This is a genomic window from Variovorax frigidus, assembly GCF_051216515.1.
GTDB lineage: Bacteria > Pseudomonadota > Gammaproteobacteria > Burkholderiales > Burkholderiaceae_C > Variovorax.
In genome coordinates this window covers 409,326-432,660 of the sequence record NZ_JBPJZF010000002.1, presented here as the reverse complement: position 1 = coordinate 432,660, position 23,335 = coordinate 409,326, and the positions used below count along the sequence as shown (strand labels likewise).

The 23,335-nt window shown below is 69.2% G+C and carries 22 protein-coding genes; 11 read left to right on the top strand and 11 right to left on the bottom strand.

Features of this window, described 5'->3' with window-relative positions; all coding sequences use genetic code 11:
* Positions 1–232 precede the first annotated feature (232 nt).
* From efeU to ACSFBC_RS07265, 8 genes are all read left to right on the top strand, one after another.
* Entirely contained in the window at positions 233–1,066 is an 834-nt protein-coding gene (gene efeU, locus ACSFBC_RS07300; protein WP_435509644.1) for an iron uptake transporter permease EfeU, read from the top strand.
* Between the two features lie 7 nt (positions 1,067–1,073).
* Positions 1,074–2,267: an iron uptake system protein EfeO gene (efeO, locus tag ACSFBC_RS07295; protein WP_435509643.1), complete on the top strand. Its 1,194-nt coding sequence runs from the start codon at positions 1,074–1,076 to the stop codon at positions 2,265–2,267.
* A 12-nt stretch (positions 2,268–2,279) separates the two neighbouring features.
* A complete protein-coding gene (gene efeB, locus ACSFBC_RS07290; protein ID WP_435509642.1) occupies positions 2,280–3,620 on the top strand; it encodes an iron uptake transporter deferrochelatase/peroxidase subunit in 1,341 nt (446 codons plus the stop codon).
* A 58-nt stretch (positions 3,621–3,678) separates the two neighbouring features.
* A complete protein-coding gene (gene efeO / locus ACSFBC_RS07285) occupies positions 3,679–4,509 on the top strand; it encodes an iron uptake system protein EfeO (protein WP_435509641.1) in 831 nt (276 codons plus the stop codon).
* 305 nt (positions 4,510–4,814) lie between these two features.
* Positions 4,815–5,114, top strand: a complete 300-nt coding sequence (locus ACSFBC_RS07280) for a FeoA family protein (RefSeq protein ID WP_435509640.1) — start codon at positions 4,815–4,817, stop codon at positions 5,112–5,114.
* Complete coding sequence (feoB, locus tag ACSFBC_RS07275; RefSeq protein ID WP_435509639.1) at positions 5,107–7,011, top strand: ferrous iron transporter B; 1,905 nt, start codon at positions 5,107–5,109, stop codon at positions 7,009–7,011. Before ACSFBC_RS07280 ends, feoB begins: the two co-directional genes overlap by 8 nt.
* A gap of 7 nt (positions 7,012–7,018) precedes the next feature.
* On the top strand, positions 7,019–7,282 hold the full coding sequence (locus ACSFBC_RS07270; RefSeq protein ID WP_435509638.1) for a DUF6587 family protein: 264 nt from the start codon (positions 7,019–7,021) through the stop codon (positions 7,280–7,282).
* 4 nt (positions 7,283–7,286) lie between these two features.
* Positions 7,287–8,465: an FAD-dependent monooxygenase gene (locus ACSFBC_RS07265; protein ID WP_435509637.1), complete on the top strand. Its 1,179-nt coding sequence runs from the start codon at positions 7,287–7,289 to the stop codon at positions 8,463–8,465.
* Between the two features lie 34 nt (positions 8,466–8,499).
* On the opposite strand, the gene ACSFBC_RS07260 is transcribed toward ACSFBC_RS07265, so the two are convergent.
* A complete protein-coding gene (locus ACSFBC_RS07260; protein WP_435509636.1) occupies positions 8,500–9,750 on the bottom strand; it encodes an SMI1/KNR4 family protein in 1,251 nt (416 codons plus the stop codon).
* A gap of 226 nt (positions 9,751–9,976) precedes the next feature.
* Between ACSFBC_RS07260 and ACSFBC_RS07255 the strand changes: the two genes are divergently transcribed.
* The gene (locus ACSFBC_RS07255; RefSeq protein ID WP_435509635.1) at positions 9,977–11,035 is read left to right on the top strand and encodes a PDDEXK nuclease domain-containing protein; all 1,059 of its coding nucleotides are present in this window, start codon (positions 9,977–9,979) and stop codon (positions 11,033–11,035) included.
* Between the two features lie 22 nt (positions 11,036–11,057).
* On the opposite strand, the gene kynA is transcribed toward ACSFBC_RS07255, so the two are convergent.
* From kynA to ACSFBC_RS07220, 7 genes are all read right to left on the bottom strand, one after another.
* Positions 11,058–11,900, bottom strand: coding sequence for a tryptophan 2,3-dioxygenase (kynA, locus tag ACSFBC_RS07250; protein WP_435509634.1), 843 nt, complete (start codon positions 11,898–11,900; stop codon positions 11,058–11,060).
* Positions 11,897–13,192 carry a kynureninase gene (kynU, locus tag ACSFBC_RS07245; RefSeq protein ID WP_435509633.1) on the bottom strand — a complete coding sequence of 432 codons (1,296 nt, stop codon included), beginning with the start codon at positions 13,190–13,192 and terminating at the stop codon, positions 11,897–11,899. The genes kynA and kynU overlap by 4 nt, the downstream gene beginning before the upstream one ends.
* A gap of 136 nt (positions 13,193–13,328) precedes the next feature.
* Complete coding sequence (gene kynB, locus ACSFBC_RS07240; RefSeq protein ID WP_435509632.1) at positions 13,329–13,964, bottom strand: arylformamidase; 636 nt, start codon at positions 13,962–13,964, stop codon at positions 13,329–13,331.
* Positions 13,965–14,035: 71 nt separating this feature from the next.
* Complete coding sequence (locus tag ACSFBC_RS07235) at positions 14,036–14,716, bottom strand: DUF899 domain-containing protein (RefSeq protein WP_435509631.1); 681 nt, start codon at positions 14,714–14,716, stop codon at positions 14,036–14,038.
* A 73-nt stretch (positions 14,717–14,789) separates the two neighbouring features.
* Entirely contained in the window at positions 14,790–16,184 is a 1,395-nt protein-coding gene (locus ACSFBC_RS07230; RefSeq protein WP_435509630.1) for an amidase, read from the bottom strand.
* A complete protein-coding gene (locus ACSFBC_RS07225) occupies positions 16,181–17,086 on the bottom strand; it encodes a polysaccharide deacetylase family protein (RefSeq protein WP_435509629.1) in 906 nt (301 codons plus the stop codon). The genes ACSFBC_RS07230 and ACSFBC_RS07225 overlap by 4 nt, the downstream gene beginning before the upstream one ends.
* The gene (locus ACSFBC_RS07220) at positions 17,083–18,591 is read right to left on the bottom strand and encodes an amidohydrolase family protein (protein WP_435509628.1); all 1,509 of its coding nucleotides are present in this window, start codon (positions 18,589–18,591) and stop codon (positions 17,083–17,085) included. The genes ACSFBC_RS07225 and ACSFBC_RS07220 overlap by 4 nt, the downstream gene beginning before the upstream one ends.
* Before the next feature lie 38 nt (positions 18,592–18,629).
* Between ACSFBC_RS07220 and ACSFBC_RS07215 the strand changes: the two genes are divergently transcribed.
* Positions 18,630–19,106 (top strand): nucleoside deaminase, encoded by a 477-nt coding sequence (locus ACSFBC_RS07215; protein ID WP_435509627.1) that lies wholly within the window; start codon positions 18,630–18,632, stop codon positions 19,104–19,106.
* Positions 19,107–19,117: 11 nt separating this feature from the next.
* On the opposite strand, the gene ACSFBC_RS07210 is transcribed toward ACSFBC_RS07215, so the two are convergent.
* From ACSFBC_RS07210 to ACSFBC_RS07200, 3 genes are read right to left on the bottom strand one after another with little or no spacing between them, the layout of a single operon-like run.
* Positions 19,118–19,990, bottom strand: a complete 873-nt coding sequence (locus tag ACSFBC_RS07210; RefSeq protein ID WP_435509626.1) for an ABC transporter permease — start codon at positions 19,988–19,990, stop codon at positions 19,118–19,120.
* Positions 19,983–20,846: an ABC transporter permease gene (locus ACSFBC_RS07205; RefSeq protein WP_435509625.1), complete on the bottom strand. Its 864-nt coding sequence runs from the start codon at positions 20,844–20,846 to the stop codon at positions 19,983–19,985. The genes ACSFBC_RS07210 and ACSFBC_RS07205 overlap by 8 nt, the downstream gene beginning before the upstream one ends.
* Before the next feature lie 4 nt (positions 20,847–20,850).
* Positions 20,851–21,942 (bottom strand): ABC transporter ATP-binding protein, encoded by a 1,092-nt coding sequence (locus tag ACSFBC_RS07200; protein WP_435509624.1) that lies wholly within the window; start codon positions 21,940–21,942, stop codon positions 20,851–20,853.
* Between the two features lie 318 nt (positions 21,943–22,260).
* On the opposite strand from ACSFBC_RS07200, the gene ACSFBC_RS07195 reads away from it, so the two are divergent.
* Positions 22,261–23,325, top strand: a complete 1,065-nt coding sequence (locus ACSFBC_RS07195) for an ABC transporter substrate-binding protein (RefSeq protein ID WP_435509623.1) — start codon at positions 22,261–22,263, stop codon at positions 23,323–23,325.
* Positions 23,326–23,335: the final 10 nt, after the last annotated feature.

Genomic DNA, 23,335 nt, shown 5'->3' with positions numbered 1-23,335 from the left:
CCTGCTACGTCGGACGTTGTGTTCCGCTAGCGCTTGGAGGCTTGAAGACATGTTCAGACGCCAGCACAGTCCGGCTGAGCACCGGCTGACCTGCGGCGACATGGTCGCTCTCATGAGGTCATTTCGATCAAATGAGAATCTTTCTTATTTGATCGACTAAGCTCGGGGTCTTCTTCCTGCCACGCACCTTTCCGGTGCAGAGCAGGACGCTCCAGACCTTTTCCCGACCCCGATGCTCATCCCCTTTCTCATCATGCTGCGCGAAGGCATAGAAGCCGCGCTCATCGTCGGCATCGTTGCCAGTTATCTCCAGCACAGCGGCCGCGGCAAGCTGATGCCGGCCGTCTGGGTGGGCGTGCTGCTCGCGGCGGCCCTGTCGCTGTTCGTGGGCGCTGGCCTGCAACTGCTGGCCGCCGAATTTCCGCAGAAGCAGCAGGAGCTGTTCGAAGGCGTGGTCGGCCTGATCGCCGTGGTCATGCTGACCTCGATGGTGTTCTGGATGCGCAAGGCGGCGCGCTCGATCAAGGGCCAACTGCATGCGTCGATCGACCGGGCGCTGGGACAGGAGAACGGTGGCCAGGCCTGGGCATTGATCGGCATGGTCTTTCTGGCCGTGGCGCGCGAGGGGCTGGAGTCGGTGTTCTTCCTGCTCGCGATCTTCCAGCAGAGCAGCGGCTGGGAAGCGCCGGTGGGCGCGCTGGCCGGCATCGCGGTCTCGGTGGTGCTGGGCTACGGGCTCTACGCCGGCGGCGTGCGGCTCGATCTGCGGCGCTTCTTCCGCTACACCGGCGTGTTCATCCTGCTGGTCGCGGCCGGGCTGCTGGCCGGCGTGCTGCGCAAGCTGCACGAAGGCGGCGTCTGGAACCACCTGCAGACGGTGGTCTTCGACACGAGCGAAGCGCTGCCGATGGACAGCCCCGTCGGTGCCGTGCTATCGGGCCTGCTCGGCTACCAGGCCGCGCCGGTGGTGGGCGAGGTGATTGCCTACCTGGTCTTCCTGGCCGCCTCGCTCTTCCTCTTCTTCCGACCGGCCGTGCCGGTGTCGGGCCCGGTCGCGGCCCGTTGAGATCACGATGTCTTCCGCCTCCCCCAAAGATTCCTCCTTTTCTTCTTCCACGCTGATGCGTCTGGCCGTCGGCGCCTCGGCGTTGCTGGTGGTCGCCGGCCTCGCGGCCTTCTGGTACGCCTCGGGCGTGGCCCGCAAGGCGCCGCCCAAGGCCTCGGACCATGCGGTCACGGTGACCATCCAGGGCAACGCCTGCGAGCCCAACGACATCACGGTGCCCGCGGGCCGCACCACCTTCACCATCGTCAACCAGTCCAAGCGCGCGCTCGAGTGGGAAATTCTCGATGGCGTGATGGTGGTCGAGGAGCGCGAGAACATCGCGCCCGGCTTCTCGCAGACCATGACGGTCAAGCTGCATCCCGGCACCTACGACATCACCTGCGGCCTGCTGAGCAATCCGCGCGGCAAGCTGCATGTCACGCCCTCGGCCGAGTCCGATGCCGAGGCGGCGCGGCCTTCGCTGGTCCACTACGTGGGCGCGCTCGCCGAGTACCGCGTGTTCCTGGCGCTCGAAACCGGCACGCTCGAAGACGCCACGCAGGCGCTGGTGGACGCGCTCAAGGCCGGTGACCTGACCCAGGCGCGAACGCTCTATGCGCCCGCGCACCAGGCCTACAAGCGGATCGAGCCCATGGCCGAACTGTTCTCCGACCTCGACACGCGCCTCAACGCGCGCGCCGACTACTTCGAGCAGCGCGAGGCCGATCCGGGCTTCACCGGCTTCCACCGGATCGAGTACCTGCTGTTCGCGAAGGGCGACGCCAAGGCCGCGCTGCCCGTGGCCGCGCAACTGCAGACCGACATCGAGGCGCTGAAGACCCGGCTGCGCGCGCTGGCCATCCCGCCCGAGCGCATGGCCGCCTCGGCCGCCAAGTTGCTGCGGCGCGTGGCCGACAACCTGCCGGCCGGCGGCGAGGACCCCTACGGGCACGGCGAACTGGGGAACCTGCAAGGCAGCTTCGACGGCACCCACAAGATCGCCGACCTGCTGTCCCCCCTGCTGACCAAGGCGGCGCCCGCGCTGCAGAAGACCCTGGACCAGCGTTTCGCGGCCTTCGATGCCGCGCTCGCGCCTTACCGCGACGGCGAGGGCTTCAAGCCCGCGCCCCTCGACGAGGCTCAGCGCAAGGCACTGGCCGAACCGGTGCGCGCACTGGCCGATGCCTTCGGCCAGGTCAACGCCGCCCTCGGATTGGAATAAGCGCCCGACGACATGACAGACAAGACCCCTCTCTCCCTCGATGCCGTTCAACCCCGCTCGCCCGAGCGTCGACGCATGCTCGGTGGCCTGGGCGCGGCCGGTGCCGCGCTGGCCGGCCTGTCGGCCGCGCGCGCCGCCACCCCGACCGCAGCGGCCCCGTCCGGGCCGCCCGAGGGCCCGGGCGCCGGCGCGCAGGTGACCGATGCGCCGCAGAGCCTGCACACGCAGGACCGCGTGCCCTTCACCGGCCGCCACCAGGCCGGCGTCGTCACGCCGCGGCCGACCGCGGGCATGGTCGCGTCCTTTTTCGTGCTGGCCGAGAACCGCGCCGACCTCGAGCGCCTGTTCCGCACCTTGACCGCGCGCATCGCCTTCCTGACCCAGGGCGGCACGCAGCCCGACCTCGACCCCAAGCTGCCGCCCGCGGGCTCGGGCATCCTGGGTCCGGTGGTGCAGCCCGATGCGCTGACCGTCACCGTGTCGGTCGGCCACTCGCTGTTCGACGAGCGCTTCGGCCTGGCCAGGCACAAGCCGCTGCGGCTGACCCCGATGCAGCGCCATCCCAACGACGCGCTCGACGCGGCGCTGTGCCATGGCGACCTGTCGCTGCAGTTCTGCGCCAACACGCCCGACACCAACATCCACGCGCTGCGCGACATCATCAAGAACACGCCCGACCTGCTGGTGCTGCATTGGAAGCAGGAAGGTTCGGTGCCGCCGATTCCCGCCGTGGCCGGCCAGCCGGCCGAAAGCGCGCGCAACTTCCTGGGCTTCCGCGACGGTTCGGCCAACCCCGACGGCGGCGATGCGGCGCTGATGGACAAGCTGGTGTGGATCGGCCCCGACGACAAGGGCGAACCGGCCTGGGCCGTGGACGGCAGCTACCAGGCGGTGCGCATCATCCGCAACTTCGTCGAGCGCTGGGATCGCACGCCGCTGCAGGAGCAGGAACTGATCATGGGCCGCGTCAAGCCCAGCGGCGCGCCGCTCGACGGCGGCCGCACCGAGCACGACGTGCCCGACTACACGAAGGACCCCGAGGGCAAGGTCACGCCGATGGACGCGCACATCCGTCTGGCCAACCCGCGCACGCGCTCGTCGGACGCCAACCTGATGCTGCGCCGCCCCTTCAACTATTCCAACGGCGTCACCAAGTCGGGCCAGCTCGAGATGGGCCTGCTGTTCATCTGCTACCAGGCCGATCTGGAAAAGGGCTTCATCGCGGTGCAGAAGCGCCTCGACGGCGAGCCGCTGGAGGAATACATCAAGCCGATCGGCGGCGGCTTCTTCTTCACGCTGCCCGGCGTGCGCGACACGCGCGACTGGCTCGGCCGGACGCTTCTGCAAGCCTGAGCGCCGCCCGATTTCACCCCTTTCTTCACGCATCCATTCTTCAAGGAGACCCCTGTCCGTGCACTTCCGTCGCCGCTTCCTCGCCACTCTCGTTGCCGGTGCCGCCGGCCTGTACGCCGCCGGTTCGCTGGCCGCCGTGTCACCGCTCGAACTGGTCGCGCCCCTCGCCGACTACAAGATCTACGTGGCCGAGAACGTGCGCAAGCTGGCGACCGACACGCGCGCCTTCACGGCCGCGGTGAAGGCGGGTGACATCGAGAAGGCCAGGAAGCTCTATGCGCCGACGCGCACCAGCTACGAGAGGATCGAGCCCATCGCCGAACTCTTCAGCGACCTCGACGGCGCCATCGACTCGCGCGCCGACGACCACGAGAAGGCCGAGAAGGACCCGGCCTTCGGCGGCTTCCACCGCATCGAGTACGCGCTGTGGGTGCAGAAGAGCACCAAGGACGTGAACAAGACCGCCGACAAGCTGCTGGCCGATGTGCTCGACCTGCAGAAGCGCCTGGTGGCCCTGACCTTCCCGCCCGAGAAGGTGGTGGGCGGCGCCGCGGTGCTGATGGAGGAGGTGGCCGCGACCAAGATCTCGGGCGAGGAAAACCGCTACAGCCACACCGATCTGTGGGATTTCCAGGCCAACTTCGAAGGGGCCTACAAGATCGTCGAACTGCTGCGCCCGCTGATCGCCAAGGACAACAAGGCCTTCTCGGACAAGACCGACGCCAACTTCAAGACGGTGTTCGACACGCTCACCAAGTACCGCAGCGCGGATGGCGGCTTCGAGACCTACTCGAAGCTCACCGAACGCGACCGCAAGCTGCTGGCCGGGCGTGTCAATACGCTGGCCGAAGACCTGTCGAAGTTACGCGGCATGCTCGGCTTGAACTAGCCCACCCCCGAGGGCAAAGCGCACTGCGTGTCGCTTTGCCTTCCCCCTCAAGGGGGCGACACCAGCGGCCCGGCGAAGCCGGTTCCGCGGTAGCACTGGGCTCTCCCCCGAGGGCTTCGCGCACTGCGTGTCGCTTCGCCTTCCCCCTTCCGGGGGCGACACCATCGGCCCGGCAAAGCCTGTTCCTCGGTGTCCCTGGTTCTCGCTCGGGTTGTTGTTTGATCGCGGGCTGTCTTCTGCGAGTGAGAATTGATAGCATCCAGGCTTCGCTTACTGGCACGCCCGCGTTTCGGGCGCCTCTCACCGTGCAAACCAACCCCCTCGACGCCGCGCCGGCCCCGGCCGCGCTGCGTCTCGACCAGCTTCCCGACAACCAGTGGGCCACGGTGCTCGACGTGTCCCGGCCCGACAGCGCGGAAGACCGCGAGCTTGTGCTGCGCCTGACCGAAATCGGCTTCGTGCCCGGCGAGGTCGTGCGCATCGTCGCGTCCGGCGTGCCGGGCCGCGAGCCGATCGCGGTGCGGCTGGGCCACACCACCTTCGCACTGCGCCGCCACGAGGCGGCCTTCATCCACGTGACCCGGGGCGCGGCACACCATGGTTGAAGCCACCATCGATTTCCGCCCCGGCGCGGCCAGGCCTTCGACGGCGCCGCCCGAACGCGTCGCGCTGCTGGGCAACCCCAACTGCGGCAAGACCGCGCTGTTCAACCTGCTGACCGGCAGCCGGCAGAAGGTGGCCAACTACGCCGGTGTCACGGTCGAACGCAAGGAGGGCGTGCTGCTCACCGCCGCCGGCCGCCGCGTCTTCGTGCTCGACCTGCCGGGCGCCTACAGCCTCAATGCGCTGTCGGCCGACGAGGCCGTGACGCGCGACGTCGTCACCGGCCGCAGCAAGGAGCTGCCGCCCGACCTGCTGGTGAGCGTGACCGACGCCACCAACCTGCGGCTCAACCTGCGGCTGGTGCTGGAGGCCAAGAAGCTGGGCCTGCCGATGGTGATGGCGCTCAACATGACCGACATGGCCAGGAAGCAGGGCATCGTGGTCGACGTGGCCGTGCTGTCGCGCGAACTCGGCATGCCGGTGATCGAGACCGTGGGCGTGCACACCGGTGGCGCCAAGGACCTGCTGGCCGCGCTCGACGCGCCCGTGGTCGCCGCGGCCGTCGCCGCACCCTGGGTCGCGCCCGAGCTCGACGACGTGCTCGCCACGCAGCGCGAGGTGCGCCGCATCCTCGGCCTGGCCGTGACCGAGCCGGTCGGCAGCCTCGCCACCAGCGACCGCATCGACCGCGTGGTGCTGCACCCGCTGTGGGGCATGGCGGTGCTGGCCGTCACGCTGTTCCTGATGTTCCAGGCGGTGTTCAGCTGGGCCAACGTGCCGATGGACGCGATCAAGGCGGCCACCGAATGGGTGGGCGAGGCGGTCAAGACGGTGGTGCCCGAGGGCTTGCTGCAGAGCCTGCTGGTCGACGGCATCGTGGCCGGTGTGGGCGGCGTGATCGTGTTCCTGCCGCAGATCCTGATCCTGTTCCTGTTCATCCTCGCGCTGGAAGATTCCGGCTACCTGCCGCGCGCCGCCTTCCTGCTCGACCGCGTGATGGGCACGGTCGGCCTGTCGGGCCGCTCCTTCATCCCGCTGCTGTCGAGCTTCGCCTGCGCCATTCCGGGCGTGATGGCCACGCGCACCATCAGCAACTGGCGCGACCGGCTCACCACCATCATGATCGCGCCGCTCATGACCTGCTCGGCGCGGCTGCCGGTGTATGCGCTCTTGATCGCGGCCTTCATCCCGGCGCGCACGGTGGCGGGCGTGTTCAACCTGCAGGGCATCGTGCTGTTCGCGCTGTACGTGTTCGGCATCGTCTCGGCGATGGCCGTGGCCTGGGTGATGAAGCGCTTTCGCGACAACACCTCGCATTCGCCGCTGCTGATGGAACTGCCGGCCTACCGCTGGCCCAACCTGCGCAACCTGGCGCTGGGCCTGTACGAGCGCGCCTGGATCTTCCTTCAGCGCGTGGGCACGATCATCCTCACGCTGACCATCCTGTTGTGGTTCCTGTCGACCTTCCCGTCGCCGCCCGAAGGTGCGACCGGTCCGGCCATCCAGTACAGCCTGGCCGGCATCATCGGCCGCGGGCTCGAAACCATCTTTGCGCCCATCGGCTTCAACTGGCAGATCTCGATCGCGCTGGTGCCCGGCATGGCGGCGCGCGAGGTCGCGGTGGGCGCGCTCGGCACGGTGTACGCGCTGTCGGCCACCGGCGATGCCACGGCCACGGCGCTCGAACCGCTGATCGCGGGCAGCTGGTCGCTGGCCACCGCGCTGTCGCTGCTGGTCTGGTACGTGTTCGCGCCGCAATGCATCTCCACGCTGGCTGCGGTGAAACGCGAGACCAATGCCTGGAAGTACGTCTGGATCATGGCCGGCTACCTGTTCGCGCTGGCCTACGGGGCCTGCTTCATCACGTACCGCATCGCGCTCGCACTGGGCTGGGGTTGAGCACAACATGACACAGAACCTGATCGTCGGATTGATCGTCGCATTGGCCGCCGTCTATGCGGTCTGGCGCTGGATGCCCGCCGCCTGGCGCCGCGCCGCGGCCACGCGCGTGGCGGCCGGCTCGCACAAGGCCGGGCTGGTCGATGCGCAGCGGGCCGAGGCGCTCGCCGCTTCGCTGGCCAAGCGTTCTGGCTGCGGTTCGTGCGACAGCTGCGGCAGTTGCGCCACGCCCGGCGACAAGGCCTCGACCACCCCACGGTCGGCACCCTGACGGCATGCCCCTGCAGCTCCTGGTCGCGGGCGGCGGCATCGGCGGACTGGCGGGCGCACTCGCGTTGGCGCGCGCCGGCCATCGCATCGAGCTGCTCGAACAGGCGCCGGCCTTCGGCGAAGTCGGTGCCGGCATCCAGCTCGGCCCCAACGCCACGCGCCGCTTGCAGGCCCTGGGCCTGACCGACGCGCTCGACGGCATCGCCGCCCGGCCCGAGGCGCTGGTCGTGCGCGCGGCCGACGACGATGCCGAGCTCGCGCGCCTGCCGCTGGGCGAGGCGATGCAGCGGCGCTACGGCGCCCCGTACTGTTGCGTGCACCGCGCCGACCTGCATGCGCTGCTGCAGGCGGCCGCGGGCGCGCACGACGCCGTGGTGCTCAACACCGACGCCCGCATCCTCCAGGTCGAGGTCTGCGACGACGCCGTGGCGGTCGGCACGGCCGACGCGCGCGCCTGGGAAGGCGATGCGCTGGTCGGTGCCGACGGCCTCTGGAGCACGGTGCGACCGAAGGTGGTGGAGGCCTCGGAGCCGCCGCATGTCACCGGCCATACGGCCTGGCGCGCGATGCTCGTTCAGTCCGCGTTGCCCGCCGCGCTGCGCAGCACGCAGGTGCGTGTGTGGCTGGGTGCGCGCCTGCATGCGGTGGCCTACCCGGTGCGTCGCGGCGAGGCGCTCAACCTGGTGGTGCTGGCCGAGTCCGCACCCGCCGGCGATGCCCGCGACTGGGACCAGGCCACCAGCCTCGCCGCATTGCAGCAGGCCACGGGCCGCTGCGGCCCGGCGCTGCAGGCCTTGCTCGAGGCCGCGCCCGCCTGGCGCGGCTGGACGCTCAGCGACCGATCGCCGATGAGTGGCCCGCAGCAGATGGCCGGCGAGCGCATCGCATTGCTGGGCGACGCCGCGCATCCGATGCTGCCGTACATGGCGCAGGGCGCGGGCATGGCGATCGAGGACGCCGTGGCGCTGGCCGAGGCCCTGGCCGGCGCGCAGACTGCACAGGTGCCGGTCGCCTTTGCCCGCTATGCCGATGCCCGCTGGCAGCGCAATGCGCAGGTGCAGGCCAAGGCGCGCCGCAACGGCGAGGTCTTCCATGCGACCGGCGCGGTGCGCTTTGGCCGCGACATGGCGATGCGGGTGCTCGGGGCGCGGCTGCTCGATCAGCCGTGGCTGTACGGGGGGTAAGCGGCAGTTGAGCGGCGGTTGAACCCGCGGGGCTTCAGAGCCTGAAGCTCTGCAACCGTTCGATGCGTTCGGCCAGCCCTTCGCGGCCCAGGTAATGGCCATGGTGGCCGTCGGCCAGTTGCGCGAGCGCGCTTTCCAGTTCGCCCAGCATCGCGTCGCGGTCGGCCGCGAACGCCATGGACACATCGATGCCGGCCCTGGAGCAGGCCTCGGCGATCAGGTGGGCGCTGGCGGGCGCGCCACAGGCCGCGCACTTGACGATCGCCTCGACGTCGGGCTCGGCGCCGTTGGCCAGCAGGGCCGCCGTGAGTTCGGGCCCGATCTGGCCGTCGATGTTGCGCAGCGCATCGGCCGCCACCGGGGCACCCGCACGCACCAGCGCCGCCGCGGCCACGAAGGTGCCGTGCGCCAGCGCGACATCGGTCGCCAGCGCGCTGCCCTGCAGCGGTCCTTCGAAGCGCACGCCCGCCGCAGCCAGTTCCCCGATCAGCGCGGCGTCGTCGGTGGCGATCGCATGGCGCAGCGCCGCGCGCGCGAGCGCCGGCTGGTGGCGCAGCGTGCCTTCGGCCAGCGGCGTGCGCCAGTCGTGCATGGCCAGGCGGTAGAAGGCGACCAGCTTGTCCAGCAGGTCGAGGTCCAGCCCGTGGTCCTGGTGCCGGTCGTCGAGGTAGGCCAGCAGCGTCTGGCCCGAGAAGTAGTCGCTCGTGGGCGCCAGCGGGTCGTCGTCGAGGTGCAGCGCCGCGAAGGCACCGTGCAGGTCGGGCGCGACCACGCTCAGGCCGTCCTCGTGCAGCGCATGCGTCCAGGCCGGCGGCAGACCCTGCTTCCACGCCACGATCTGGCCGTGCTCGGCGCCGGGCTCGACCACCGCGTAGACGCGGTCACAGTACTCGAAGCCGCCGAAGGGCAGCAGCGCGAGTGTGCCGTGCCACGGCGGGCCACCGTCCTCGGCGGCTTCCTCGGCCAGTTCCTGCTCGTGAACGATCCAGCCCTGCAGGTCGCGGTAGCCGTCGCTGCCGTGCCAGAACAGCTCAGACCAGCTCACGGCCTCGATGTTGCCGTTCATCTCCAGCGTCAGGTCGTAGTCGAGCCGGCCGCCGGCCGTCTGCTGCCACAGCGTGAGCAGCGCCTCCGGCAGCGGCCCGGCGCACAGGGCCTGCACGGCCGCGATCTGCGACGCCGGCATCGGCGGCTGCGCGTCGAAGATCACGCGCTCTGCGAACAGCACGATGCCGTGGGCGCGCAGCGCGTCGCGCTCGTCGGATGTGAACCGGATGTCGTTCATGGCAAGCACCTCCGTGTGTTGCAAAACTGTAGCGTTTTGTACGGAGGGGGCAATCCATGTCAGCCCTATTTCATGAGAGCGGTTGTGCGGCGTGCCGAAAGGCTTGGATTCAGGAGAATGTAGGGGCCTGCGGCACACCAGAGATGATCGACCGACATCGACCGCAATAATCCGCCGCGGCGCTCCAACATTTTTTAGTCCTTGTCTGCAACAGGATCCGGTGCAAATGAACAGCGCAAGACCTCCGTCGCTCACTGATGTGCCCGACGGTTATGCCGAATGGCTCAGTGAGCTGAAATTTCGTGTCCATGGGGCTCGGCAGCGCGCGGCTGTGGTCGTCAACCGCGAATTGGTCACGCTGTACTGGCAGATCGGCCGGGACATCCTGGCGCAACAGGCCAGGCAAGGGTGGGGCGCAAAGGTGATCGAGCGACTGGCCCATGATCTGCGCACCGCCTTTCCGGAGATGAAAGGGTTCTCTCGCGCCAACCTCATGTATATGCGTGCTTTTGCCGAGGCATGGCCTGAGGAGGAAATTGTCCAACAGGCTGTTGGACATTTGCCCTGGGGCCATAACCTGGTCCTGCTGAGCAAGCTCAAGACAACACAACTGCGACTCGCCTATGCGCAGAGAGCGATCGAGCTGGGCTGGTCGCGCAATGCGCTCAATATCCACATTGAAACGCGTCTGCTGGAACGCGAGGGGAAGGCCGTCACCAATTTTTCCGCGCGCCTTCCTGCGCCAAGATCCGACATCGCACTGCAGGCACTCAAGGATCCCTATGTGTTCGATTTCCTGGGCGTTGGCCAGGAAGCCGGGGAGCGCGAGATCGAGGCCGCGTTGGTCGAGCATATCTCGCGCTTCCTGCTGGAGCTCGGGGCTGGCTTCGCGTACGTTGGACGGCAGGTACCCATCGAAGTCGGTGGCGACGATTTCTTCATCGACCTGCTTTTCTATCATCTGAAGCTGCACTGCTACGTGGTCATCGAACTGAAAGCGGGTGCCTTCAAACCCGAGCATGCCGGCCAGCTCGGCTTCTACCTGACGGCAGTCGACGCGCAGCTCAAGTCGAAGCAGGATGCCTCGACCATCGGCTTGCTCTTGTGCAAAACGAAGAATCGCGTGGTCGCCGAATATGCGCTGCGTGATTCCAACAAGCCCATCGGTATCGCCGAATACCAGCTGGTCGAATCTCTGCCGAAGGAGCTGCAGACGAACCTGCCGACCATCGAACAGATCGAGCAGGAACTGGGGCGTTACCAGGACGACGAGCTGGGCGCCTGAGCCCCGACTGCGCTGTCTCCGATCACAACTCGGTGCGCAACCGCCAGATCTCCGGAAACAGCACCACATCGAGCATCTTGCGCAGGTAGCTCACGCCGCCGGTGCCGCCGGTGCCGCGCTTGAAGCCGATCACGCGCTCGACCGTGGTCACGTGGCGGAAGCGCCAGAGCCTGAAGGCGTCCTCGAGGTCGGTGAGCTTCTCGCCCAGCTGGTACAGCTCCCAGTGGTCGTGCGGCGTGCGGTAGACGGTGAGCCAGGCGGCCTCGACGCCGTCGCTGGCTTCGTAGGGTTGCGTCCAGTCGCGGTCGAGCCGGTCGGCCGGCACCGGCAGGCCGCGCCGCGCGAGCAGGCGCAGCGACTCGTCGTAGAGCGAGGGGGCGCGGTAGGCCGCGTCGACCTGGGCCAGCAGGTCGGCCCGGTGCGCGTGCGGCTTGAGCATGGCGGCGTTCTTGTTGCCCAGCGCGAACTCGATGCAGCGGTACTGTGCGCTCTGGAAGCCGCTCGAGTTCGCGAGGTAGGGCCGCATCGCGGTGTACTCGGGCGGCGTCATGGTCGAGAGCACGGTCCAGGCGCTGACCAGCTGTTCCATGATCCGGCTCACGCGCGCCAGCATCTTGAAGGCGTCGGCGAGCTGCTCGGTGGCGATGCAGCGCGTGGCGGCGCTGAGCTCGTGCAGCATCAGCTTCATCCAGAGTTCGCTGGTCTGGTGCTGCACGATGAACAGCATCTCGTCGTGCGCCGGCGAGAGCGGGTGCTGCGCGCCCAGGATCTCGTCGAGATGCAGGTAGTCGCCGTAGCTCATCGAGGCGCTGAAGTCGAGCTGCGCCTTCTCGTCGTGGACGATCTTTTCGGTGCCGCTGGTCATGTGACTGCATTCTTCTGGTTGAACTCGGCACGCTTCCATTCGTCCTGTTCGAGCACCTGCACCAGGTGCTCGACCGACTGCCACACGTCCTCGAAGCGCAGGTACAGCGGCGTGAAGCCGAAACGCAGGATGTCGGGCACCTGCGCGTCGCCGGCGCGGAAGTCGCCGATCACGCCGCGCGCGATCAGCGCCTGCACGATCGCATAGGCGCTGGCGCTGTTCGGGTCCTGCAATGCGAGGCAGACCTGCGAGCCGCGCTGCGCATGGTCGCGCGGCGTGACCAGCGTGAAGCGGCCGGGGCAGCGCGCCTCGACCAGCGCGATGAAGGCATCGGTCAGCGCCAGCGACTTGGTGCGCAGTGCCGACATCGCGCCGAAGTCGCTGTCGAACGCTTCGGCGGCCAGCACCGTGTCGAGCCCGCATTCGAGCGCCGACAGGCTGACGATGGGCTGCGTGCCGCACAGGTAGCGGCCGACGCCCGGAGCGGGCCGGTAGTGCGGCGTGAATTCGAAGGGCGCGGCATGGCCCCACCAACCCGACAGCGGCTGCTCGAAGCGGCCCGCATGCCGCGTGTTCACCCACACGAAGGCCGGCGCGCCCGGGCCGCCGTTCAGGTACTTGTAGCCGCAGCCGATCGCGTAATCGGCGTCGCTGTCGTTGAGCGTCACCGGCACCGCGCCTGCGCTGTGCGCGAGGTCCCAGACGGTGAGCGCGCCCACCGCATGCGCGGCGGCCGTGACGGCCTTCATGTCGTGCATGGCGCCGGTGCGGTAGTTCACGTGGGTGAGCATCAGCACCGCGACTTCGGACGTGAGCGCGGCGGGCAGCGCGTCGACGCTGTCGATCAGCCGCAGCGTGAAGCCGCGCTCGCGGCACAGCGACTCGGCGATGTAGAGGTCGGTCGGGAAGTTGCTGCGTTCGCTGACCACGGTCCGGCGCGCTTCGTCGCCGTATTCGAGCACCTGGCTCATGGCGGCGAACAGCACCTTGTAGAGGTTGATCGAAGTGCTGTCGGTGCAGACCACTTCGCCGGGCGCGGCGCCGATCAGCCGGGCCAGCTTGTCGCCCAGGCGCTGCGGCAGGTCAAACCAGCTGGCGCTGTTCCACGAGCGGATCAGGCCCTGGCCCCATTCCTCGGCCACCACCGCCGCGATGCGCGCGGGCGCGGCCGCGGGCAGCACGCCCAGCGAGTTGCCGTCGAGGTAGATCACGTCGGCGGGCAGCGTGAATTGGGCGCGCAGGTCGCGCAGCGGATCGGCGCGGTCGAGGGCGCGGCAGTCGTCGAGGGTCATGGAAGATCTCATTGGGTCTGGAAACGTGGCGTATCGATCGGGGAACACCGTGGAGCCGGCTTTGCCGGGCCACTGGTGTTGCCCCCGGCGAGGGGGGTGGCGAAGCGACACGAAGTGCGCGAAGACTGGGGGAGGTTCATAGACTTCGCAGCACGGCGCGCACGGGAGAGGCATCGGCGCTCACCAGCTTGAGCGGCAGTGCGATGAGTTCGTAGTCGCCCTCGGGCACCTCGTCGAGCACGAGGTTCTCCAGCACGCGCAGGTCGAGCCGGCGGATCACCTGATGGCTGTCGAGGGTCTTGCTGTCGGCGGGGTCGATGCTGGCGGTGTCGATGCCCACCAGCGTCACGCCCAGCGCGGCCAGGCGCTCGATGGTGGCGGGCGCGTAGGCGGCAAGGGCATCGTCCCAGCGCTCGACCGGGGCGCGCGCATAGGTGCGCACCAGCACGCGCGGTGGCAGGTCGGCTAGCGCGTGTTCGATGTGGGCCCATTCGATCAGCGGGCCCTTGGCGATCGCATGGATCACACGGCAGCGGCCGAGGTAGGGCGCGAGGCCGACATCGCCGATGGTCGCGCCGTCGGGGTCGTAGTGCAGAGGCGCGTCGGCATGCGCACCGACGTGCGGCGACAGGCCGATCTCGCTCACGTTGACCGGGCAGCCCGGGCCGATGCGCGCGGCCCAGCGCTGCCGGTAGGGCGTGTCGCCGGGGAAGACCGGCGCGCCTTCGTACACGGGCGGGGAGATGTCCCAGATTCTCTTGGCTTGACTCATGGCGCCAAAGTTAGCGCCGCGCGATGGGTCGTGGTGTCGGTTATTTCCAACGCCGCGTGAAAAGCGCCGTGTCAGGGCGTTGCCGTCGGCGCCGGGTACTCGTCGTGCAGCCGCTGCCAGCTGTAGGTCGGGTCCTGGGGCCAGCCGGGCGGCGACAACTCCCAGCTCTCCTGCCGGCCCCAGGGTGTGAGGTCGAGCAGGTTGAAGGTGTTGCTGGCCTGCTCGACGCCGCGGCCCGAGGTGAACCAGGTCTGGAACACGCGCGCGCCCTGGCGCATGAACACCGACAGGCCGAAGGCCGCGTTGTTCTGCGCGGTGACGAAGTCCTCGTGGAATGTCGTGCCCTCGCACGACACCCAGGGGAAGGTCCATCCCAGCCGCGCCTTCACCGCCTCGATGCGCGCCACGCTCGCGCGCGCCACCATGACGAAGTTCGTATCGCGCGCATGCAGGTGCGAGAAGTCGTTCATCAGGTTGTCGCTGACGAAGGAGCATCCCGGGCAGATGTGGCTCTCGGTGAGCATGTTGTGATAGACGATCAGCTGGTCGCGGCCCTCGAACAGGTCGACCAGCCGCAGGTCGGCGCGCGTCGTCGATGCGAAGACGTAGTCGTGCGTGATCTCGGTCATTGGCAACTGCCGTCGTCGCGCGTTGAGCGCATCGTGCGCGCGGGTCAGTTCCTTCTCCGCCTTGAGCAGTTCGTCGCGCGCCGCCTGCCAGGTCGGGCGCGGGACGATGTCCGGGTATCCCATGGTCGTGCCTCCAGAGTTGTGGACAGAGTACACATATAGAGGCGGCAGGTAAAGGCGAGGCGAAAAACCCTGCTCAGAAGAGCGTCTCGATGCGCCGCGCGCACTGCAGTACGCGTACGTCCTCGTAGCAGGGCGCCACCACCTGCAGCCCGACCGGCAAGCCACGCACCAACCCCGCTGGCACCGAGCAGGCCGGCACGCCGCAGTAGTTGAACAGCGGCGTGAAGGCCGCATGCCCGCGCGGACCGGCAGGCCGGCCGCCGATCGTGGCCGGGCCCAGTTGGTCGAGCGGCCAGGCCGTGACCGGCGTGGTCGGGCACAGCAGCACATCGAAGGATTCGAAGAAGCGCGCGAGGCTGGCGCCGATGCGCTGCCGCAGGCGCAGGGCGCGCGCCACGTCGGCCGGCGTGACGAGGGCGCCGGCCTCGATCTGCTGCACCAGCACCGGGTCGATGCGCTCGCGTTCTTTCATCAATCGGTGGCCGTAAAGCGCATGCAGGCCAGCCTGCTGCAGCGCGAGCAAGGGGTACTCGCGCGCCTCGGCGGGCCAGGGCGGATCGGCATCGGCGATCCGCCAGCCGGCGGCGCGCAAGGCATCGATGCGCGACTGAAGTGCCGTCAGCACGTCGTCGTCGATCGCGAAGTCGCAGCCCAGCTGCGGGCTCCAGGCGATGCGCAGATCGCTCGGCGGCAGTGCTTCGAGCGAAGGCAAGGCATCGAGCCCGACGCCGATCGGCACGCCCGCCGGGTCGCCCGCGTCGTAGGCCAGCAACTGGTCGTAGAGCCAGGCGCCGTCGGCCACGTCGTGCGCCATCACGCCGATCACCGACAGGCCGTAGTTCGGCTCGGCAAATCCCCACGGATGCGGGATCAGGCCGGGGCTGGGCTTGAAGCCCACGAGCCCGCAATGGGCCGCGGGCCGGCGCGTGGAGCCGCCCGCATCGGTGCCGAGCGCGAGCAGGCCCAGCCCCGCGGCCAGCGCCGACACGGCCCCGCCCGAGGAGCCGCCGGGCGTGAGCGCCGGGTCGATCGGGTGCCGCGTGGCGCCGTAGAGCAGGTTGGACGTCACGCCCTTGCAGGCGAACTCCGAGCAGTTGGTGATGCCCAGCACCACCGCGCCGCGTTCGCGCAGCCGCGCCACGGCCCAGGCATCGCGCGGTGCGACGAAATCCTCGAACAGCCGCGAGCCCTGCGCGATGCGCCGGCCCTCGACCCAGAGGTTGTCCTTGACGGTGAAGGGCACGCCCGCCATCGGCAGCGTCTCGCCGGCCGCGAGGCGGCGGTCGACCGCCGCCGCGTCGTCCAGGACCTGCTGCGGATCGAACTGCACGATGGCGTTGAGCGCGGGGTTGAGCCGTTCGACGCGTGCGATGAAGTGGCGTGCCACCTCGGTCGCGCGCAACGCACCCGAAGCGACGCGGGCCGCGAGTTCGCGTGCGCTCGTCTCGTGCAGTGCCTTGTCGCTCATGCGGACGCCGCCGGCACATTGGCCAGCCAGTGGCGCGCGATCTGCTCGCGCGTCGCGCACCAGGCGCCGCCGCGCTGCGCGATGTGCGCCAGCAGCGTCGCCAGGCCGTTGATGCGTCCGGGCCGGCCGATGATGCGCGTGTGCAGGCCGATCGACATCATGCGTGGCGCGTGCCGCGACTCGGCCAACAGGCAGTCGAAGGCATCGATCGCGTAGTCGGCGAAATCGCTGCCGCGCACATAGGCGAAGTTGTCGAAGAAGCGCATGTCGTTGGTGTCGAAGGCATAGGGCAGCACCAGGTGCGGCCGGCCGGCGGCGGTGACGTAATAGGGCAGGTCGTCGTTGTAGGCGTCGCTGTCGTAGAGAAAGCCGCCGTGCTCGGCCAGCAGCCGGCGCGTGTTCACCGAGGCCGAGGACTTGGTGTGCCAGCCGACGGGTGCGCGGCCGTGCAGCCGGCGGATGGTCTCGACGCAGCGCGCGATCAGCGCGCGCTCGTCGGCCTCGGCCATGCCCGCGTGCGATTCCCAGCGCCAGCCGTGGCAGCAGACCTCGAAGCCCTGTCGTGCCGCATCGGTCGCGATCCAGGGCGTGGCCTCGAGCGCACGCGCGCAGGCGTTGAGCGTGAGCGGCACGCCGGCTTCCCTCAGCATGCGCGTGATGCGCCAGTAGCCGACGCGCGCGCCGTATTCGAACTGGCTCTCCATGCAGAGGTCGGGCGCACCCACCACCTCGTGGTTGACCTCGTGGCGGCTCTCGTTGCGCGCATCGCCCGCGCTCAGGGCGAGTTCCGCGCCTTCCTCGACGTTGAGCACGAAGGACACGGCCAGGCCGGCATCGCCGGGCCAGCGCAGCGCTGGGTAGTTCCCGCGGTAGCCCGCGAAGTCGCGTGGCGTGGTGTTCATGCGAGCCTCGCCGCGTAAGTGTCGGGCGCGATGGCCGTGGCCAGCCCCTCGCGGTGGATGCGCTCGACCGCTTCGAGCACCGGCGCCATCTGCGCCTCGGCCTGCGCATAGCGCGGCGCCAGGTCCTGGAACTCGCGTTCGATCTCGCGCAGCAGCGCGGCCTCGTCGACCCGCGCGAGCCGGCCGCCCTCGATCGCGACCTCGCCCGCGACCATCGAGAAGTCGAGCCCCGCGCCGCGTTCGGCATAGACCAGCTGGCGCACGGGATCGTTGAAGGGCGTGAAGGTCACGCTGTCGGTGCGGTAGGCCACCAGGTCGGCGATGGCGCCCACGCGCAGCGAGCCCAGCGCCTCGCCGAAGCCCAGCGCGCGGCCGCCCGCGAGCGTGCCGGCATGCAGGGCCTCGTGCGCCGACAGCCAGCGCCGGTGGTCGTCGCCGCGCAGCTTCGACACCGCGGCCGCACTGCCCAGCACGTTGAGCATGTTCACCGTCACGGTCGAGCAGCTGCCGTCGGAGCCCAGGCTCACGTTGACGCCCGCGTCGAGCAGTTCGTGCACCGGTTGCACGCCGGAGCCCAGCAGCAGGTTGCTCCAGGGGTTGTGCTGCGCGGTGGCGCCGCTGCGCGCCAGCGCATCGATCTCGCGCGGGTTGAGCCATACCGCGTGGATCAGGCTGGTGGCCGGCTTCAGGAAACCGATGCGGTCGAGGTACTCGACGATCGGGCAACCGAAGAAGAGCTGCCCCGTGACCACCTGCAGCCGCGTCTCCTGCACGTGCGTGATCACCGGCAAGGCAAGGTCGTCGGCAAGGCCGCGCACGGCCTGCAGGAAGCCTTCGGTGCAGCGCTGCGGTGCCGAGGCGGACACCAGCACGCCCACCCGGTTCGATTGCGGATGCCGCGTGCGGGCGAGCTCGCGCACCAGGCCCAGCTGGTCCTCGGGCGCGGGGCGCGAGGCCGCGCGCAGCTCGGCCGCGAGCGCGGCGGAGAAGTGTTTCTCGACGAAGGGGAAGTTGTCGACGATGGGCTTGTCCATCATCGCGAAGCCGACCAGCGCGCGGATGCCGGCGTCGTCGTAGGCCTGCAGCGCGGCCTCGATGCGCGTGCGGTCGATCGCACCGCCCAGGGCGGTGTCGTCGACCAGCGTGGTGCAGCCGGTGCGCAGCGACTCGATCGCGCCGATCATGGTGCGCAGGTAGACCTGGCGCGGCGTCAGCGTGACGGGCGTGCGGGTGCGCACCAGGTGCATCCAGAGTTCGAGCGGCAGGTTCTCGGTGCGTCCGCGCTGGAAGTGCTCGTGCGAATGCTGATGGCCGTTGACCAGGCCGGGCACCAGCAGCCGATCGCGCAGGTCGATCGTGTCGTCGGCATCGGCCAGCGTGCCGGCGGCCTCGATCGCGGCGATGCGGTCGCCCTCGATCAGCACGTCGCGCGGCTGGCCGTCGAAAGCCAGCGCATCGCCCAGCAGGGCGCGCGCGTTGCGCAGGAGGGTGCGTTTCTTGCTCATCGACAAGCTCCTGAATTTGCTGTGAACGGACGACCACCATGAACGACACGACGAGCGAAGACGATGGGCGCTGGATGCAGCTGGCGCTGGCCGAGGCGCGCGAGGCTTACGCGCGCGGCGACTGGCCCACGGGTGCGGTGCTGGTGAAGGACGGCCGCCTGCTCGGGCGCGGCCAGAACCGGCAGGTCACGCGCGGCGACGTCACGGCGCATGCCGAGCCCGAGGCCCTGCGCGATGCCTTCGCGCAGCACGGCCCCGAGGCGGCCCAGGGCGCCACGCTCTACTGCACGATGGAGCCCTGCCCGATGTGCGCGGGCGCGCTCCAGCTCGGCGGCGTGGGCACGCTGGTGCTGGGCCTGCGCCATGCGCGGCTGCGGCGCGCGGACCTGGGCGACTACGGCATCGAGGCCTTCTGCCGCCTGACCGGCTTCGAACTCGCGCTGCGCGACGGCGTCTGCGAGGACGAGTACCTGGCGCTGCGGCTGCGCTGGGGCGGCGACCGCGTACGACGTTGAGGCAGCACGCATCACCGGAAGTGGCGCGAGATGCCCGCCACACGCTCCATCACCACCATCAGCACCAGCGTGGCCGCGATCAGCACACCCGACACCGCAGCGGCCCGCACGTCGAGGTTCGATTCGATGATGTGCCACATGCGGATCGGCAGCACCTCGCTGCGCGCGTCCGACAGGAACAGCGACACCGCCACGTTGTCGAAGGAGTACATGAAGCCGATGAAGGCGCCGGCCGCGATGCCGCGCGCGATCAGCGGCAGCGTCACGGTGCGGAACACGTACAGCGGCGAGGCGCCCAGCGAATGGGCGCTCTCGAGCAGGCTGCCGTCCATCTGCAGCAGGCTCGCCGAGGTGGTGCGCAGGATGTAGGGCGTGGTGATCGCCACGTGCCCGATCACCAGCGTCCAGAACGACAGGCCGGTGCCGGCCAGGTTGAACAGCATCAGCAACGCCAGGCCGATGGCCAGCGCGGGCAGCATCAGCGGCGACAGCAGCACCGACTCGGCGACGCGCGCCCAGGCCTCGCGCCGACGGGCCAGCGCCAGCGCGGCGGCCACGGCGAGCACGATCGACACGCTGGTGGCGATGCCCGCGAGCTTGAGCGACAGCACGAAGGCGTCGATCAGTTCGGGCGATTCGTTCCACAGCGCCGCGTACCAGCGGCCCGAGTAGCCGGGCGGCGGAAACTTGAGCGAGTAGCCGCTGGTGAAGGAGGTGATCAGCACCACCACCGTGGGCGCCATCAGCAGCACACCGGCGAACAGGCCCAAGAGGCCGAACACCGCCCAGAAGGAGCGCCGCTCGATCAGGCCGCGCAGCGATTCGGTGGCGCGTAGGGCGGAGGGGCGCGCGCGCGGCGTGCCCGAGACGAAGGCTTCAGGCATGGACGAATCCTTTGCTGCGCCGACCGAGCGCGTTGATGGCGACCACCACGGCCAGCACGCACACCAGCAGCAGCATGGCGATGGCGGCCGCGAACGGATAGTTGTTGGCCTGGATGGCCTGCTGGTACATGTAGTAGGGCATGAACATCTGCTGCCCGCCGCCCACCAGCGTCTGTGTGACGAAGGCGCTCACGCTGGAGGCGAACACCAGCAGCGAGCCCGCGAGCAGGCCCGGCATCGACAGCGGCAGCGTCACCTGCCAGAAGGTGCGCCAGTGGCCCGCGCCCAGCGCGAGCGAGGCCTGCCGCAGGTTGGCGTCGACGTTCATCAGCGCTGTGATCAGCGGCAGCACCATCAGCGGCAGCTCGATCTGCGCCAGCGCGACGGCCACCGCGCCGGGCGTGTAGAGCAGCTTGATCGGTTCGGCGATCAGGCCCAGGTCGAGCAGCGCGGTGTTGAGGATGCCCTGGCGCCCGAGGATCACGACCCAGGCGAAGGTGCGCACCACCGAGCTGGTCAGCAACGGCAGGATGATCAGCAGCATCAGCGGGCCTTGCCAGCGGCCCGGTGCCTGGGTGTAGAGGTAGGCCAGCGGGAAGCCGATCAGGATCGTCAGCACCGTGACCTCGAGGCCCAGCCACAGCGTGTTGCCCAGCACCGCGAGGTTGAAGCCGTCGGTCAGGAACTTGGCGTACTGGCCGAAGCCGGCCTGCGTCATCCCGGGGTCGTTGTGCAGGCTGACCCAGGCCAGCAGCAGCATCGGTGCGAGCACGAAGGCGACGAAGAACAGGCCGAGCGGCAGGCTCAACGGCAGTGCCGACGCGGCGCGTGCGGAGGAGGAGGTGTGGGCGGCCATCGCGTCAGCCCGCGAAGACGCCGGCCGGCGAGCCCGGGCGCAGGCTCAGGCCCACGCGGTCGCCGGCCGCGTAGCGGTGCAGCTCGGCATTGCGCGGCTGCGTCACCTTGACGGTGCGGCCGTTGCCCAGCAGCAGCTCGTAGACCAGCGAAGGGCCGAGCGGCAGCACCATCTCGACCGTGGCGGGCAGGCTGCCGTCCGACGGTGCGGCCAGCGCAAGGTGCTCGGGCCGCGCCGCGACCACCACGGTGCCGCTGCGCGAGCACGGCGCGGCGCGTTCGAGCGCCAGCGCGCCGCCGCCTTCGCAGGCCACCGAGAAGCCACCCTGTTCGCCCGCGGCCAGCCGGCCCGCCAGCAGGTTGGCCGTGCCGATGAAGGTCGCGACGAACAACGTGGCGGGCCGGTCGTAGATGGCCTCGGGCGTGTCGAACTGCTCGACGCGCCCGGCGTGCATCACCGCGATGCGGTCGGCCATCGACATCGCCTCGTCCTGGTCGTGCGTGACCAGCAGCGTGGTGATGCCGAGTTCGCGCTGGATGCGCTTGATCTCGATCTGCATGTCGAGCCGCAGGTTCTTGTCGAGCGCGGCGAAGGGCTCGTCGAGCAGCAGCACGCGCGGCCGCACGGCCAGCGTGCGGGCCAATGCCACGCGCTGCTGCTGGCCGCCCGAGAGTTCGCGCGGGTAGCGCTTGCCGTAGTCGGCCATGCGCACCATCGCCAGCATCTCGAGCGCCGTGGCGTGCGCGGCCGCGGCGTCGACACCGCGTGCGCGCAGGCCGTAGGCCACATTGGCCTCGACCGTCATGTGAGGGAACAGCGCGTAGTTCTGGAACACGATGCCCGCGCCGCGTTCGTTGGTCGGCAGCGCATCGACGATCTCGGTGCCGATGCGCACCGTGCCGCCGGTCTGGCGAAGCAACCCCGCCACCACGCGCAGCAGCGTGGTCTTGCCGCAGCCGCTGGGGCCGAGCAGGGCCACCAGCTCGCCCGCGGGGATGGCCAGCGACACCGACTCGACCGCGGTGGCACCGGCATAGCGGTGATGGATCTGGTCGAGGACGACGTCGACGCCGGGCGCGCGAACGGGACTTTGCATGCGTGTGAAGACCAGCTGGTGCGACGTCGGAATGACATCGCCATGTCTTTCACGTCTCAAGAAACGTGCCATGCGATGGGTGCGAGGCAGGGTCGGGATGCTGGTTACAAAACTTCCATGGATTGGCGCCAATGATCGAGAAGTTTGTGCACAGATGGTGCGCCTCGTTCCATGTTGGCGCATGCGGCTGCACCGCCATGGGGGTTTCGCACCTGGCGAAGCGAGCGGGCCGGAGAGGGCGCCGCGTGGCACAAAGATTGCGCTCCATGGCCGAGCCTGGATCGCAGGCGTTGCCGCACCACCCAAGGAAATCGCACCATGAGCACCTCCAGCACCCACTTGTCCCGCCGCCAGCTGCTGCAAGGCGCGGCCGGCCTCGGCGCCGCCCACCTGGCGACCCATGCCGGCCTCGTGCACGCGCAGTCGCGTTCGATCTCGGCCACCACCTACCCCGGCGCCTGGGAGTCGGCGCACCGCGCGATCCTGCTGCCGGCGTTCGCCAAGGCCACGGGCGCCTCGACCAACCTGGTGTCTTCGCTGGCGGTCGACACGGTGTCCAAGCTCGTGGCCTCCAAGGCCAACCCGCCCTACGACGTGATCATTCTGGACGAGGGCCCCTACCTGGCCGCGCTGTCGCAGGACATCTTCGAGAAGGTGCCGGTCGACAAGATGCCCTACCTGAAAGACGTGCCGTCGAAGCTGGTCGATCCGCGCGGCCTGGGCGTGTTCGTGTCGGGCCAGGTCATCGGCATCGCCTACAACACCGAGAAGATCAAGAATCCGCCGCGCTCGTGGAACGACCTGCTCAAGCCCGAGTACAAGGGCCGCGTGGGCCTCGCGGGCATGGGCTCGACGCTGATGTCGGCCTGGATGGTCGAGATCGCGCGCCTGAACGGCGGCAGCGAGGAAAACCTCGAGCCGGCCTTCGCCTTCGTCAAGAAGCTGATGCCGAACGTCAGCGCGGTGGCCAGCAACCCGGGCTCGCTCGCCACGCTGTTCCGGCAGGGCCAGATCGACATCTCGGTCCACTACAACAACAACGTGGGCGATCTGCAGAGCAAGGGCGTGCCCGTCGCGCTGGCCAAGCCGGACACCGGCTGGATCCACATCAAGAGCGTGATGCACATCGTGAAGAACACCAGGAACCCCGACCTGGCTGCAGCCTACATCAATGCCGCGCTGAGCCCCGAGGTGCAGACCCGCATGGCCGCCGCGCCGTACTTCGTCGCGCCGGTGAGTTCCAAGGCTGTGTTCAGCGAAGGCCTGCAGGCCTATGCGAAGAACACCGCCGACATCGAGGCCATGAACGGCGTCGACTGGGCCAAGCTGAACCCGCGCCGCGCCGAGTACATCGACCGCTTCAACCGCGAAGTGAAAGTATGACCACCCCGTT

Excerpts from the sequence above, each read along its gene's own strand:
- ACSFBC_RS07215 (WP_435509627.1), top strand. The coding sequence starts at position 18,630 with ATGAACGACACGACGAGCGAAGACGATGGGCGCTGGATGCAGCTGGCG.
- efeO (WP_435509643.1), top strand. The coding sequence starts at position 1,074 with ATGTCTTCCGCCTCCCCCAAAGATTCCTCCTTTTCTTCTTCCACGCTG.
- ACSFBC_RS07220 (WP_435509628.1), bottom strand. The coding sequence starts at position 18,591 with ATGAGCAAGAAACGCACCCTCCTGCGCAACGCGCGCGCCCTGCTGGGC.
- ACSFBC_RS07230 (WP_435509630.1), bottom strand. The coding sequence starts at position 16,184 with ATGAGCGACAAGGCACTGCACGAGACGAGCGCACGCGAACTCGCGGCC.
- ACSFBC_RS07195 (WP_435509623.1), top strand. The coding sequence starts at position 22,261 with ATGAGCACCTCCAGCACCCACTTGTCCCGCCGCCAGCTGCTGCAAGGC.
- ACSFBC_RS07235 (WP_435509631.1), bottom strand. The coding sequence starts at position 14,716 with ATGGGATACCCGGACATCGTCCCGCGCCCGACCTGGCAGGCGGCGCGC.
- kynA (WP_435509634.1), bottom strand. The coding sequence starts at position 11,900 with ATGACCAGCGGCACCGAAAAGATCGTCCACGACGAGAAGGCGCAGCTC.
- ACSFBC_RS07200 (WP_435509624.1), bottom strand. The coding sequence starts at position 21,942 with ATGCAAAGTCCCGTTCGCGCGCCCGGCGTCGACGTCGTCCTCGACCAG.
- ACSFBC_RS07265 (WP_435509637.1), top strand. The coding sequence starts at position 7,287 with ATGCCCCTGCAGCTCCTGGTCGCGGGCGGCGGCATCGGCGGACTGGCG.
- ACSFBC_RS07225 (WP_435509629.1), bottom strand. The coding sequence starts at position 17,086 with ATGAACACCACGCCACGCGACTTCGCGGGCTACCGCGGGAACTACCCA.
- kynU (WP_435509633.1), bottom strand. The coding sequence starts at position 13,192 with ATGACCCTCGACGACTGCCGCGCCCTCGACCGCGCCGATCCGCTGCGC.
- ACSFBC_RS07255 (WP_435509635.1), top strand. The coding sequence starts at position 9,977 with ATGAACAGCGCAAGACCTCCGTCGCTCACTGATGTGCCCGACGGTTAT.
- efeB (WP_435509642.1), top strand. The coding sequence starts at position 2,280 with ATGACAGACAAGACCCCTCTCTCCCTCGATGCCGTTCAACCCCGCTCG.
- ACSFBC_RS07210 (WP_435509626.1), bottom strand. The coding sequence starts at position 19,990 with ATGCCTGAAGCCTTCGTCTCGGGCACGCCGCGCGCGCGCCCCTCCGCC.
- feoB (WP_435509639.1), top strand. The coding sequence starts at position 5,107 with ATGGTTGAAGCCACCATCGATTTCCGCCCCGGCGCGGCCAGGCCTTCG.
- efeU (WP_435509644.1), top strand. The coding sequence starts at position 233 with ATGCTCATCCCCTTTCTCATCATGCTGCGCGAAGGCATAGAAGCCGCG.
- ACSFBC_RS07205 (WP_435509625.1), bottom strand. The coding sequence starts at position 20,846 with ATGGCCGCCCACACCTCCTCCTCCGCACGCGCCGCGTCGGCACTGCCG.
- kynB (WP_435509632.1), bottom strand. The coding sequence starts at position 13,964 with ATGAGTCAAGCCAAGAGAATCTGGGACATCTCCCCGCCCGTGTACGAA.
- ACSFBC_RS07260 (WP_435509636.1), bottom strand. The coding sequence starts at position 9,750 with ATGAACGACATCCGGTTCACATCCGACGAGCGCGACGCGCTGCGCGCC.
- ACSFBC_RS07270 (WP_435509638.1), top strand. The coding sequence starts at position 7,019 with ATGACACAGAACCTGATCGTCGGATTGATCGTCGCATTGGCCGCCGTC.